General features: G+C 50.2%; 12 protein-coding genes. 9 read left to right on the top strand and 3 right to left on the bottom strand.

Annotated features, from left to right (window positions below):
* Positions 1 to 30 precede the first annotated feature (30 nt).
* From ACO6VE_RS04155 to ACO6VE_RS04125, 7 genes are all read left to right on the top strand, one after another.
* A complete protein-coding gene (locus ACO6VE_RS04155) occupies positions 31 to 1,203 on the top strand; it encodes an NADH:ubiquinone reductase (Na(+)-transporting) subunit B (RefSeq protein WP_101749066.1) in 1,173 nt (390 codons plus the stop codon).
* Complete coding sequence (locus ACO6VE_RS04150; RefSeq protein WP_422459861.1) at positions 1,203 to 1,994, top strand: Na(+)-translocating NADH-quinone reductase subunit C; 792 nt, start codon at positions 1,203 to 1,205, stop codon at positions 1,992 to 1,994. The genes ACO6VE_RS04155 and ACO6VE_RS04150 overlap by 1 nt, the downstream gene beginning before the upstream one ends.
* The gene (locus ACO6VE_RS04145; RefSeq protein WP_422448772.1) at positions 1,994 to 2,659 is read left to right on the top strand and encodes an NADH:ubiquinone reductase (Na(+)-transporting) subunit D; all 666 of its coding nucleotides are present in this window, start codon (positions 1,994 to 1,996) and stop codon (positions 2,657 to 2,659) included. Before ACO6VE_RS04150 ends, ACO6VE_RS04145 begins: the two co-directional genes overlap by 1 nt.
* 3 nt (positions 2,660 to 2,662) lie before the next feature.
* Positions 2,663 to 3,259: an NADH:ubiquinone reductase (Na(+)-transporting) subunit E gene (nqrE, locus tag ACO6VE_RS04140; protein WP_422448770.1), complete on the top strand. Its 597-nt coding sequence runs from the start codon at positions 2,663 to 2,665 to the stop codon at positions 3,257 to 3,259.
* Between the two features lie 16 nt (positions 3,260 to 3,275).
* Positions 3,276 to 4,502 carry an NADH:ubiquinone reductase (Na(+)-transporting) subunit F gene (gene nqrF, locus ACO6VE_RS04135; RefSeq protein WP_422448768.1) on the top strand — a complete coding sequence of 409 codons (1,227 nt, stop codon included), beginning with the start codon at positions 3,276 to 3,278 and terminating at the stop codon, positions 4,500 to 4,502.
* A gap of 213 nt (positions 4,503 to 4,715) precedes the next feature.
* Entirely contained in the window at positions 4,716 to 5,972 is a 1,257-nt protein-coding gene (locus ACO6VE_RS04130) for an ankyrin repeat domain-containing protein (protein WP_422459859.1), read from the top strand.
* Positions 5,973 to 6,118: 146 nt separating this feature from the next.
* Positions 6,119 to 6,883 carry an SDR family oxidoreductase gene (locus ACO6VE_RS04125; RefSeq protein WP_101749059.1) on the top strand — a complete coding sequence of 255 codons (765 nt, stop codon included), beginning with the start codon at positions 6,119 to 6,121 and terminating at the stop codon, positions 6,881 to 6,883.
* A gap of 7 nt (positions 6,884 to 6,890) precedes the next feature.
* Here ACO6VE_RS04125 and ACO6VE_RS04120 read toward each other — a convergent pair whose 3' ends face one another.
* A complete protein-coding gene (locus ACO6VE_RS04120) occupies positions 6,891 to 7,700 on the bottom strand; it encodes a hypothetical protein (RefSeq protein WP_422448764.1) in 810 nt (269 codons plus the stop codon).
* A gap of 368 nt (positions 7,701 to 8,068) precedes the next feature.
* Positions 8,069 to 8,683, bottom strand: a complete 615-nt coding sequence (locus ACO6VE_RS04115) for a LysM peptidoglycan-binding domain-containing protein (protein WP_422448762.1) — start codon at positions 8,681 to 8,683, stop codon at positions 8,069 to 8,071.
* A 439-nt stretch (positions 8,684 to 9,122) separates the two neighbouring features.
* Here ACO6VE_RS04115 and ACO6VE_RS04110 point away from each other — a divergent pair, with 439 nt between their 5' ends.
* A complete protein-coding gene (locus ACO6VE_RS04110) occupies positions 9,123 to 10,100 on the top strand; it encodes an NAD(P)/FAD-dependent oxidoreductase (RefSeq protein WP_422448760.1) in 978 nt (325 codons plus the stop codon).
* 129 nt (positions 10,101 to 10,229) lie between these two features.
* Here ACO6VE_RS04110 and ACO6VE_RS04105 read toward each other — a convergent pair whose 3' ends face one another.
* The gene (locus tag ACO6VE_RS04105; RefSeq protein ID WP_422448758.1) at positions 10,230 to 11,246 is read right to left on the bottom strand and encodes a sensor histidine kinase; all 1,017 of its coding nucleotides are present in this window, start codon (positions 11,244 to 11,246) and stop codon (positions 10,230 to 10,232) included.
* 625 nt (positions 11,247 to 11,871) lie between these two features.
* Between ACO6VE_RS04105 and ACO6VE_RS04100 the strand changes: the two genes are divergently transcribed.
* Positions 11,872 to 12,398 (top strand): reverse transcriptase domain-containing protein (locus ACO6VE_RS04100; protein WP_422459857.1); only part of this gene is annotated, 527 nt, incomplete at its 3' end.

The raw sequence follows: 12,398 nt of genomic DNA, 5'->3' as shown, positions 1-12,398 counted from the left end.
GTGAAGCCATTAAGAAATCTCCTTGACTCGATGGAACCCCATTTCGTCAAGGGCGGTAAATACGAAAAATTCTATGCGCTGTATGAAGCCGCTGACACGCTGTTCTATACACCGCTGGACAAAACCCATAACACCAGCCACGTGCGTGATGCGGTTGATCTGAAGCGCATGATGGGGCTGGTCTGGTTATGTACCTTCCCGGCCATGTTCTTCGGTATGTGGAACGTGGGTTATCAGGCAAACACGGCCATTGCCAATGGTCTGGGCACTGTCCCGGCTGACTGGCACGGTATGCTGATTGCCATGCTGGCCGGTAATGATCCTGCCAGTATCCTGGATAACCTGATCTATGGTGCTGTTCACTTTCTGCCCATCTACGCCGTGACTTTCTTTGTCGGTGGTTTCTGGGAAGTGCTGTTTGCCATTATCCGTAAGCATGAAGTGAATGAAGGTTTCTTCGTTACCTCCGTGCTGTTTGCCCTGATTGTGCCACCCTCCATCCCGCTCTGGCAGGTAGCCCTGGGTATCTCCTTCGGTGTCGTTATCGGTAAGGAAGTATTCGGCGGTACGGGCAAGAACTTCCTGAACCCGGCGCTGACTGGCCGTGCGTTCCTGTTCTTCGCATATCCGGCGCAGATTTCCGGTGACCTGGTATGGACTGCGGCTGACGGCTTCTCCGGTGCCACCATGTTGAGCGTTACCCAGCAGGGCGGTATGGAAGCACTGCAACAGTCCATCAGCTGGATCCAGGCGTTTGTTGGCGTGATGCAGGGTTCTGTAGGCGAGACATCGACACTGGCCATCTTTATCGGTGGTGCGGTTCTGCTGTTCTCTGGTATTGCTTCCTGGAGAATTGTCGCGGGTACCATGATCGGTATGATTGCCCTGTCTACCCTGTTCAACATGATCGGTTCTGATACCAATTACATGTTCCATATGCCCTGGTACTGGCACATGGTCCTGGGTGGATTTGCCTTCGGTCTGATCTTCATGACCACGGATCCGGTATCGGCGTCCATGACTAACCAGGGCCGCTGGTTCTACGGTGCACTGATTGGTGTCATGGTTGTCCTGATTCGAGTGGTGAACCCTGCGTATCCGGAAGGGATGATGCTGGCCATTCTGTTTGCCAACCTGTTTGCGCCGCTGATTGACCACTTTGTGGTAGAGGCCAATATCAAGCGTCGGGAGGCTCGGGCCTGATGGGAAACGATACGATTAAAAAGACGCTGCTGGTCACGGTGGTACTGTCACTGATCTGTTCGGTGCTGGTATCCATGGCGGCAGTATTTCTGAAGCCGGTTCAGGACCGGAACATCAAGCTGGATGTTCAGCGTAACATTCTGGATATCGCCGGTCTGAGCAGTGATGCCAGAGCGCTGAGTCCCGCTGAAATTGCTGAGCTGTACCAGCAGATCCAACCACGGCTGGTGGATCTGAAAACCGGTAAGTTTGTTGATGATGCCAATGGCCTGACCGTTGATCAGTACGACCAGCGTACTGCCGCCAAAGATGCCAAGGCTTCCAGAGCCCTGGGCAGTGCTGACATCGCCGGTATTTCCCGCCAGGCTGACGTTGCCAAGGTCTACCTGGTGGAGCAGGATGGCCAGATGCAGACCCTGATCCTGCCGGTTCACGGCCGTGGCCTGTGGTCTACCATGTACGGATTCCTGGCGCTGGAAAACAACCTGAACACCGTGAAAGGTTTCGGATTCTTTGAGCAGGCGGAAACCCCCGGACTGGGCGGTGAAGTCAGCAACCCGGTCTGGAAATCCCGCTGGGTTGGCAAGGAAATCTACGGTGTTGATGGCAAGGTGGCATTGCACGTGGTCAAAGGTGGCGTTGATACAGCCAGCCCGGGAGCCGTAAACCAGATTGATGGCCTGGCTGGAGCCACGTTGACTTCCAATGGCGTCAGCAATCTGATCAAGTTCTGGTTGTCCGATGCCGGCTTTAAACTGTTCCTGAATAATCTGAAAGCGGGGAATGCATAATGTCTGTGAAGACCAAAGATATCCTGCTGGAACCGGTTGTTAAGAATAACCCTATTACCCTGCAGATTCTGGGTATCTGTTCGGCGCTGGCGGTCACCACCAGCATGCAGGTCAGCCTGGTTATGGCACTGGCGGTTATCGGGGTAACCACCTGTTCCAACCTGGCGGTTTCCCTGATCCGTAACCACATTCCCAACAGCATCCGTATTATCTGTCAGATGACGGTTATCGCCTCGCTGGTCATTGTGGTTGACCAGATCCTGAAAGCTTACGCTTACGACATCTCCAAGCAGTTGTCGGTATTCGTTGGCCTGATCATTACCAACTGTATCGTCATGGGTCGGGCGGAAGCCTTCGCCATGAAGAACGGTCCAATGCTGTCAGCCCTGGACGGTTTCGGTAACGGTCTGGGCTATGGCTGTGTGCTGATGATTGTTGCTTTCTTCCGTGAGCTGTTTGGTGCTGGGAACCTGTTTGGTATGGAGATCTTCGCAACCGTAAACAACGGTGGCTGGTATGTTCCCAATGGCCTGATGCTGCTGGCACCCAGTGCCTTCTTCCTGATCGGTCTGCTGATCTGGGCGATTCGCAGCTGGAAGACAGACCAGGTTGAAGAGGTGGAATTCAAGATTGCACCTAATACCAAATTCAGTGAGGCGCACTAAGTCATGGAACATTTTATTTCGCTATTTGTGAAAGCAGTGTTCGTGGAAAACATGGCGCTGGCTTTCTTTCTGGGGATGTGTACCTTCCTGGCCGTATCCAAGCAGGTGAAAACTGCCCTGGGCCTGGGGGTTGCGGTGGTTGCCGTACTGACCATCACCGTGCCCATTAACAATGTCATTTACCAGAACATCCTGAAAGACGGGGCGCTGGTTGCCGGTGTTGACCTGAGCTTCCTGGGCCTGATCACCTACATCGGTGTTATCGCTGCCCTGGTACAGATCCTGGAAATGTTTCTGGATAAATTTGTACCCGCTCTTTACAACGCGCTGGGCGTATTTCTGCCACTGATTACCGTAAACTGCGCTATCATGGGTGCGTCACTGTTCATGGTTCAGCGTGACTATAACCTCGGTGAATCTGCGGTTTATGGTTTCGGTGCTGGTGTGGGCTGGGCTCTGGCCATTGTTGCCCTGGCGGGCATCCGTGAAAAGCTCAAGTACAGTGATGTACCTGCAGGACTGAGAGGTCTGGGCATTACCTTCATTACCGTAGGTTTGATGTCCCTGGGCTTCCTTTCTTTCTCTGGCGTACAGCTGTAAGGGGGATTGGGACGATATGGATTTAAATATTATCTATGGCGTTGCCATGTTTACCATTATCGTACTGGCGCTGGTGTTGGTTATCCTCGCCGCCCGTTCGAAACTGGTGAGTATGGGTGACGTGACCATCGGGATTAATGAAGATCCCGGCAAAGCCGTAACCACGGCTGCCGGTGGCAAGCTGCTCAACACCCTGTCCGGTGCCGGGGTATTCCTGCCCTCCGCCTGTGGTGGCGGTGGTACCTGCGCGCAGTGTAAGTGTAAGGTGCTGTCCGGTGGTGGTGAAATGCTGCCAACCGAGCGCTCCCACTTCACCAAGCGTGAAGAGAAGGAAGGCTGGCGTCTTTCCTGCCAGGTGGCGGTTAAGCAGGACATGGAAATTGAAGTTGAAGAAGAACTCTTCGGCGTCAAGAAGTGGGAATGTGAAGTTGTTTCCAATGACAACGTAGCGACCTTCATCAAGGAACTGGTACTGAAACTGCCAGAAGGGGAAGACGTTAAATTCCGTGCCGGTGGTTACGTCCAGCTGGAATGTCCTCCCCATACCGTCGAGTACAAAAACTTCGATATCGGCGAAGAGTACCGTGGTGACTGGGATAAGTTTAACCAGTGGCAGTACGTTTCCAAGGTGGATGAAGAGACTATCCGTGCCTACTCCATGGCCAACTATCCGGAAGAGAAAGGCCTGCTGAAGTTCAATATCCGTATTGCTTCACCACCTCCGGGTACTGATTTTGCGCCTGGCAAGATGTCTTCGTTCGTCTTCAACCTGAAGCCCGGCGACAAGATGACCGTGTACGGACCTTTTGGTGAGTTCTTCGCCAAAGAGACCGACAACGAAATGGTCTTTGTTGGTGGTGGTGCGGGTATGGCACCCATGCGTTCGCACATCTTTGACCAGCTGAAGCGTCTGTCTTCCACCCGTAAGATCTCTTTCTGGTACGGTGCCCGCTCCCTGCGTGAAGCCTTCTACGTGGATGAGTTCGACAAACTGGCTGAAGAGAATGAGAACTTCAGCTGGCACCTGGCACTGTCCGATCCGCTGCCAGAAGATAACTGGACCGGCTACACCGGCTTTATCCATCAGGTTCTGTTTGATAACTACCTGAAGGATCATCCGGCTCCGGAAGACTGCGAGTTCTACATGTGTGGACCACCCATGATGAACGCAGCCGTTATCAAGATGCTGGAAGATCAGGGTGTAGAGCCTGAGAACATCCTTCTGGATGATTTTGGTGGCTAAACTCTGGCTTTAATGAAGTAAAGGCCGGTGCTCTTTGAGTCCGGCTTTTTTTATAGGCAATATTTATAGCAATACCCCTCACTCATGCTTCTGCGGTAGAACCCATGTTGATGGTGTCTCTGTAAAGGCACTCGTCATGATGGAATTTTCTCTTTTGTTTGTTGTCCAAGAGGACCCCATACCAAACCGCGAATCGCGAACAGAGGTGTGAAAATGGAGAGTGTCAGGGCTAACATCAACAACCCTTCGTTTGATATCCGTCAGAACGAAGATGTTTCCACCGCAGGGCAGTTTGCCTCCTGGTCGCGGGTCGAAATGTCTGGTCAGGATGGATGGCAGCTTCATCTTGACCATACCGCGGATCAGGAGCCCTCCAAACTGAATCAACGGGGCTGTGTCGAATGTCATCAGCAACCCCGGTCGTCGCTTCCCCGCCAATCCGGGCCATCGTCTGGTATCCTGGCACTGCAAAGCGCCCTTCGCACCGGAGATATGCAAGCCCTCGAACAGAGTCTGGCAATAAACAGTGATTGTGGTGTCAACATACATGAATATGGCCACTTGCTTTTTATTGCTTTGGAGGCAGAAAATTATGCAGGCTTTAAACGATTGTGCGAGGCGGGTGTCAATGTCAACGTTACTAATGAGATGGGCCAAACACCCCTGCATATAACCGCCTTCGTGGGCGAAGCGGATTGCCTGCAACTACTGATTGATTTTGGCGCAAAGGTCAATGCTGCTAATGAGCGCGGCTACACTCCCTTGCACCGGGCCTGCATAAACGATAACGTCGGCTGCGCCCAACGACTGATTAACTGCCAGGCGGATGTCAATGCCGCCGGTAATTACCCTCGCACGCCCATGCACCTGGCTGCATATACCGATAGCAGCAACTGCCTGCAACTACTAATCGAGTTCGGGGCAACGGTTAATGCCATTAATATCCTCGGCGAAACCCCCCTGCACTGCGCCGCCAGAAAAGGAAGCGTCAAAAGCCTGAGGGTACTGCTCAATACGGAAGGGGTGAATGTCAATGCCATCGCTCAGGTAGGCCGCACGCCTCTGCACATGGCAGCCATAGAGAACAGAAGCGATATCCTGGATGAACTGCTCACTCACAGTAAAGTGAATGTCAATGCAACCGATTTTTGCGGCGAAACACCGTTGCACATCGCCGCCGAAGGGGATAAAACCCATAGTGTGCAAGCGTTACTAAAAAACAGCAAAGTGCTTGTCAATGCCAAAAATGATTTTGGCAAAACTCCCCTGAGTTTGGCTGCCCAAATGGGTCAGGCTGGTAGCTTGAAGTTTCTGCTCACTAGCCCGGAGGTGAATATCAATGTCATCGATTCAATAGGTTTTACTCCCCTGGACTGGGCCATCAGTGAAGGTCGAGACCGATGTGTAGAACTCCTGCTTGCCAGAGGGGCAAAAAAGTCGGAGGATCTGTGGCGATGCCGTATTTTGTGAGGGCTTGAGATTTAAAAAGCAGGAGGGGGCTCAAAGTGATTTTTTATGACCCCAATGATACAGGAAGGCATAGCACTTTTTCATTTTATGTGATGCTTTGATAACTGATAAACTGCAACTGAAGAAATGAAATGGAGTTATGCAGAATGAGTTTGCCCACCGTTTTGATCACAGGAGCAACCTCCGGTTTTGGTCTGGCAAGTGCCCGGTTATTTGCTCAACATGGCCACTCCCTGATAATCACTGGTCGCCGTTCAGAACGCCTGCTGGCACTGGCGGAAGAGCTGACGCCTGAAGTACCGGTTCACAGTGTCACTTTGGACGTTCGCGATGCCCGGGCAGTATCAGAAATGGTGGATTCACTGCCTGATGAATTTCGCAATATTGAGGTTCTGGTCAATAATGCCGGTCTTGCGCTGGGTGCCGGTCCTGCGTGGGAAGCCAGCCTGGAAGACTGGCATACCATGATTGATACCAACGTGACCGGTTTGGTGAATGTCACCCATAAGTTGTTGCCCATTCTCCGTGAACAACCCAAAGCTGCCATTATTAACCTGGCTTCTGTGGCTGCTAACTGGGCGTATCCTGGCAGCCATGTCTATGGAGGCAGTAAAGCATTTGTTGCCCAGTTCTCCCGTAATCTTCGCTGCGACCTGGCTGGCAGCGGCGTACGTGTGACCAGTCTTGAGCCAGGCATGTGTGAAACCGAGTTTTCGCTGGTTCGTTTTAAAGGGGATCAGGCGAAAAGTGACAGTATTTATCAAGGAGTTAACCCACTTCGTCCGGAAGACATTGCAGATATCATTTTCTGGATTGCTCAACAGCCAGCGCATATCAATATCAACACTCTGGAAGTGATGCCAACTTCTCAAGCGTGGGATAACTTCAAGGTGGTCCGAAAAGTGGACTGATGGGAAGTTATCCCGGGGATTGGCTGGTTGTGTTACCCTTGATGTTCTGGGCAAACAGGGTTCCTGCCATACTCTCTATTATTTTTTTGCGTTTCATACGGTACTTCTTGTTGATGATCTTTTGGCGTTCACGGTAAGCGGGATCTTTGAGAAGCTCCCGTGCACGATCTCTTTGACGCTTCTTTACGCGCTCTGCGTATTCGGGATCATTATGGTAGCGCTCCTTCTGGCGCTTCCTTTGGCGCTCTGCATACTCGGGATCAGTCTGGTAGCGATACGTTGAGTACGGACACTTGCGCTTTGCATAAGTGGGCTCTTGGCGGGGTACCCTTTGGTCCTCAATGATTGAAGAGCTACCATCCGTCATTTCTTCTGTCTGAGTTGACTGGTTATTACTTGTTGCCTGGTTCAGGTTTAGCGAGTGAACTACAGCAACGGGTCCTGAATCTTGTGGATTAAAGAATACGACAGGAGGACGAGTTAACCAGTAACCTGGATTGTAGTGGTGCGCTGGTGTTGGTTCCCTGATCCCAGGCTCACTTTTTACCGGGAATAACGGCTGAGTAAAGTGGATGTTTGGTATTGGTGGCAGGGCACCATTAACGGGTTGATTACGATAATCCCGGGGTGCATATTTCTCAAGAGCTGGTGGTGGTATCTCAGACATATCAATTCTGGAATAGCCTGCTGGATTGGCTGATGCCACAGGTGCAATCTCATATTCCTTTAATAACCCGGAAAAGCCAGCGCCATAATGATGTATGGCTGATTGATTGAGGTAAACAGGAAAAGGGTCATCCATCCTCTGAACAGACATACCATGGTACGCCGGTTGTTGTCTGCCACCGTAAAATTGAAAATTCTGCTCTAAATCTGATGATCCGGGATAAAGATCAAAAAAAGCAGGGTTGAATAAAGATGAAGTATATTGGAAATTCATTGAATTATTGAATTATTGAATTGCTGAATTACTTCTTAAGACCTCTCTCTCTTATAAAAGTTCTTATCAAACACAGTTTATTTAGTATTTGTGTTAATCAGGAATGAAAATTGGCTATAACTATAAGCAGTTGTGATATAAAAACCTGAAAATTCAGCCTCTCACGAATGTGGAGGCGGGTGGTAGTGGCAGAGAGGTCATTGATGGTGATGTGACCTCTTTCAGAGCATGGAGACGAGGCCTGTTTAGTCGTTGACAACCGGCAAGTATATTGTGAATCCGGCAAAGATTTTATCCGGATCTTTTATCAAACGCGTGTTGTTCTTCCAGATGGCTTTCCAGTGACGGCTTGAACCATAAGTATTTCGGGCAATGGATGCTAACGTATCTCCACGCTTTATCAGGTATGAATCCCCTTTTTTGCTTTGAACAAATTTATCCGCTGGTTCTGGAAAAGTTAATGTTGCTCCTTTTTTTATTACATTTTCAGAATCAATTTTTTCGGAATTGGCATTCTTAATGACTATCCATTGTTCATAATCACCGTATATCTCAAATGCAATTTTCATCAGAGTGTCATTTTGGTTGACGGTGTAATAGCCAAGGCTATAAGAAAGGTCGTTTATATCTGAACCTGATGTGGCAAAATTCGATAATTTATAGGATATGGGTTTTGCTTTATTTTCTGTATAGGTGCTTGAAAATGAATGGTTATCTTCTGTCTTTGTGGTCTTTTCCCGGCTGGGGTTTTCAGAAAGTGGTGATGATTCTTTGTCTCTGTTAATCGTGCCTTCTCTTTGCTTTGAATCAGAGCAGGCAGCCAGACCAAATGCCAGACCGATGATCAATAAACTTTTCATATATACACCTGGATAAAATGTTTTTGAATGAAGTGATTTTATTGTTGGTGAGGAAAATGAATAAATAAAGGTTGTTTGGTTTATTTGACTGGTCAGGTATTAACTATGACTTAACAATTACGTCAGGTATGCTTTATTGACAGTTATCTCTGTTATTGGTCTGGAGTTACTAAATCCGGTTGCCTCATTTTCAATTCATTGAGCAAGGGTAGAGCCGGGTCATCCGGTACCCTCAGCTACTCTTTCCTGATGACCATCAAACCCCCGGATCACTTTGGGAAACCTTATCAGTACATTTCACATCTATTTGTGCGGCCTCCACGTAGAGGTGGGTTGCAACTTTGCAAATTTTTCCGCAATCTGCTTGCCAGAAAGAAATGGTATTCATGGCATTCACTTTTCGTTGAGAGGGCCGGATGATAAGTAACGAGGCATACCCATGAAAGTTGCACTGATTGGAGCCGGACTTTCCGGGATAAAGGCCGCAAGTCTGTTGGCGGAATTGGGGCATGAAGTGACTGTTTTTGAGAAAAGTCGCGGATTGGGTGGGCGCTTAGCCAATCGACGGGAAGCATGGGGCAAGCTGGATATTGGTGCCCAGTACTTTACCGCCAGGGATCCGGGGTTTCAGAAACAGGTAGAGCTCTGGCTGCAAGCATCTGCTGTAAAGGTCTGGGATTTTTCACCCTACTGTGTTGCACAGGGAACATTAACACCGTCACCGGATGAAACGGTGCGCTACATTGGTTCCCCGTTAATGAACCAGCTGGTTTATTGTTTGAGCAGCAACATTGCCGTTAACTTCCAGTGTCACATCTCGAAGGTGGAAAAGAGCCGGGAAGGGTGGCAGCTGTTGTCTGCCGATGGTGCGCTTTTTTCCGGCTTCGACTGGTTGATTGTCAGTAGTCCTGCCGAGCAAAGCCGTACCCTGCTTGATGGCTGTTCTGATGTGATGGCTCATGTACCTGAGGCCGTCCATCAACCCTGCTGGGCAGCAGGCCTTGCTACCCGGGGGAAAATTCCAGCAGATGTGCAGGGGATCTTTGGGGATGAAACGGTCCGCTGGGCTTCGCGGTTATCCAGCCGACCCGGTTTCAGGAAAGCGCCGGATGTTGACGATGTCTGGATGTTGCATTTCTCGCCAGAGTGGTCTGAACAACAGGGTAAAGAAACGGCAGTGGACATTGGTCAGACAGGTTTGAACTGGCTGCAGACAATAATGGCTACCGGGCTTGAGAAAACCGCGGAATATCGACATTACTGGCGCTATGCCAATATTAAGCCAGTAACCTTTGATCAACCTTATCTTCTGGATGAACGTCAGCGGCTTGCGGTCATTGGTGCCTGGTGTGCGGGTGGCAGGGTTGAGGGGGCCTGGTTATCAGCGCAGAAGTGTATACAGGCCCTGTCGGGTTAATGATGAACCGATCTCACCAGGATCGTTGGTCGCCCCCGGTAATGCCGGGGCTTGTAACCATTCAGGAAAACATTGCCCTGATCCGGTGAAAGGGGGATAACATTAACTGTTATCCAACCGACAGCTTTCTTACACAGCCTGCAAAGCAGCAGTTGATTCATCAACCGGTATGGACACCTTAACTCCCAGTCCGGGCATACAGTCACTCAGGGCAATTGAGCCATGATGCAGACCAGCTACGGCTTTAGCCAGTGAAAGTCCCAGCCCCAAGCCGCCATCGGTGCGGCTTTTATCAACACGATACAAGCGTTCAAATACCCGTTCTTTCTCTTCATCAACAATGCCCGGGCCATTATCTGCGACTTTCAGCCATGCAATGCCATCTTCTTTATCAAGACCACAGCCCAGAGTAATCCTGCTGCCTGCCGGGCAATATCGCAGGGCGTTTTCAATCAGGCTGGCAAATTGCTGAATTAATAGTTCTCGGTCTCCCTGGATGATAACCGGGGCATCTTTTTTAACAACATACATTGTCATTCGTGCATCTTCTGCGACGTCCTGATAAATCTCTGTCACGGTATCTACGATCTGAGCCAGATCTATCCGGGTAAAACGGCTTCTGCGTGCGCCAGACTCGATCTGAGTGATTCGCAGCAATGCATCAAAAATGGAGGTCAGTCGTTGTGAGTCCTCAAGGGCATGATCAAGTTGCCTGAAAAAATCTTTATCCCTGCTGGTGTGCAACTGGCCTGCTTCATCCCTCAGTGTCAGCAGGTTATGACATAACCGGGTAATAGGGGTTTTCAGTTCATGGGCGATATTTGCTGAAATATCCCGCATGGCAGTAACGGAACCTTCCAGTCGGGACAGCATTTCATCAATATCATTGAAGTCCCGGTGTTGCTCTCTCACCAGTTCTCTGGACTCCTGGACAATTTCACGGTTTTGCTTGCCCAGTTCGTAATCCACATACAGAAAAGTAACAGAAGCCATCAGTACCAGACTGATGATTGAGACCACTCCAAACATTAAACCCTGTTGAATAGCCGAACTTTTGAGCCATGCTGGCAGATGGTCAGGCAGGCGTTTCCCAATTGACGATAAACGCAGACAGACTCCCTGGATATCAGGCAACCGGATGTTCATGGATTCACACCTGTCGTCGTTTTGGTACGCCCGGCATGGGCATGAACTGATGGGGTGAAAGTCCCCTGTGGGAGAACCTACATCTGACTGGCGGTAAAGACGCCTGCTGATGACAACCACTAGCTTAAGGCAAGTGCAGTCTCGCGAGAGGCTGTGCGGAGGCAGTCTGAGTGCAAAGGTGCGAGCCGACGTAAAGAAACCGCATACAAGGCTGAGTCTCTGGGCGAGTGAGCCAAAGATTACGAAGCCCTCAGGTTCGTGAGACACGGTAAATGCGGCGGTTGTGCACTGAAAGTCCATGTCCTTATCCGGGGAGATCTGTTCAACATGCGATTGGTAAGTTCCCAGTTCTCAGCCACTGGTTACAACAGGCTCGGCGAACAGTGACTCATCATCCTGTTCGAGCAAACCCGATGGCAACCAATAGCGCCAGCAGAGGCAACTCCGCATGGTGATTGGACAGAAGTCAGCAGAGGCCATAGTAGCTGTACGACAGAAGTCATTAACGGACGGGAAGTCGTCAGCGAAGGGCCAAACATCAATGACAAAGAGGAGACTGATTCACTCAAGGCGATGCAGCCGTCCGGCGACTCACCGTACTTGGCGACAGAATCTTTAACCAGCTTTGAACCATGATCTACTAAATTGCGTACTTGAACCGGCTAATCTGGCAAGTGCATGGAAACAGGTCAAAAGCAACAAAGGTGCTCCGGGTATTGATGGAGTCACCATTGAAGCTTATCCCGACTTTGCCAAACAGCATTGGCCTTCAGTGCGTCAAGCTCTATTGGACGGAACCTACCAGCCGTCACCAGTACGTCGGCATGTTATAGAAAAGCCGGATGGTGGTGAACGCTTACTGGGAATCCCAACCGTGATCGACAGGGTTATACAGCAGGCCATTGTGCAAGTGCTGACGCCTGTCTTTGATCCGGGGTTCTCTCCAAACAGCTTTGGCTACCGACCGGCACGGTCAGCACACGACGGAGTCCGTCAGGTTAAGCAGTTGATCAACCGGGGGCTGCATTACGCCGTTGACGTTGATCTGAGTAAATTCTTTGATACGGTTAATCACGACGTTTTGATGTCGAGGGTCTCCCGTAAGGTCCACGACAAACGCCTTCTGAAACTGATTGGTCGCTACCTGCGCTC

The sequence above is a fragment of the Endozoicomonas sp. ALB115 genome, assembly GCF_049310245.1.
Lineage (GTDB): Bacteria > Pseudomonadota > Gammaproteobacteria > Pseudomonadales > Endozoicomonadaceae > Endozoicomonas.
The sequence above is the reverse complement of the archived record's forward strand: the minus strand, read 5'-3'. Positions and strand labels throughout refer to the sequence as shown.

What these genes read in the sequence shown, in the direction of transcription:
- ACO6VE_RS04130 (WP_422459859.1), top strand. Translation starts at nt 4,716, where the DNA reads ATGGAGAGTGTCAGGGCTAACATCAACAACCCTTCGTTTGATATCCGT.
- ACO6VE_RS04150 (WP_422459861.1), top strand. Translation starts at nt 1,203, where the DNA reads ATGGGAAACGATACGATTAAAAAGACGCTGCTGGTCACGGTGGTACTG.
- ACO6VE_RS04120 (WP_422448764.1), bottom strand. Translation starts at nt 7,700, where the DNA reads ATGTCTGTTCAGAGGATGGATGACCCTTTTCCTGTTTACCTCAATCAA.
- ACO6VE_RS04105 (WP_422448758.1), bottom strand. Translation starts at nt 11,246, where the DNA reads ATGAACATCCGGTTGCCTGATATCCAGGGAGTCTGTCTGCGTTTATCG.
- nqrF (WP_422448768.1), top strand. Translation starts at nt 3,276, where the DNA reads ATGGATTTAAATATTATCTATGGCGTTGCCATGTTTACCATTATCGTA.
- ACO6VE_RS04125 (WP_101749059.1), top strand. Translation starts at nt 6,119, where the DNA reads ATGAGTTTGCCCACCGTTTTGATCACAGGAGCAACCTCCGGTTTTGGT.
- nqrE (WP_422448770.1), top strand. Translation starts at nt 2,663, where the DNA reads ATGGAACATTTTATTTCGCTATTTGTGAAAGCAGTGTTCGTGGAAAAC.
- ACO6VE_RS04115 (WP_422448762.1), bottom strand. Translation starts at nt 8,683, where the DNA reads ATGAAAAGTTTATTGATCATCGGTCTGGCATTTGGTCTGGCTGCCTGC.
- ACO6VE_RS04145 (WP_422448772.1), top strand. Translation starts at nt 1,994, where the DNA reads ATGTCTGTGAAGACCAAAGATATCCTGCTGGAACCGGTTGTTAAGAAT.
- ACO6VE_RS04155 (WP_101749066.1), top strand. Translation starts at nt 31, where the DNA reads ATGGAACCCCATTTCGTCAAGGGCGGTAAATACGAAAAATTCTATGCG.
- ACO6VE_RS04110 (WP_422448760.1), top strand. Translation starts at nt 9,123, where the DNA reads ATGAAAGTTGCACTGATTGGAGCCGGACTTTCCGGGATAAAGGCCGCA.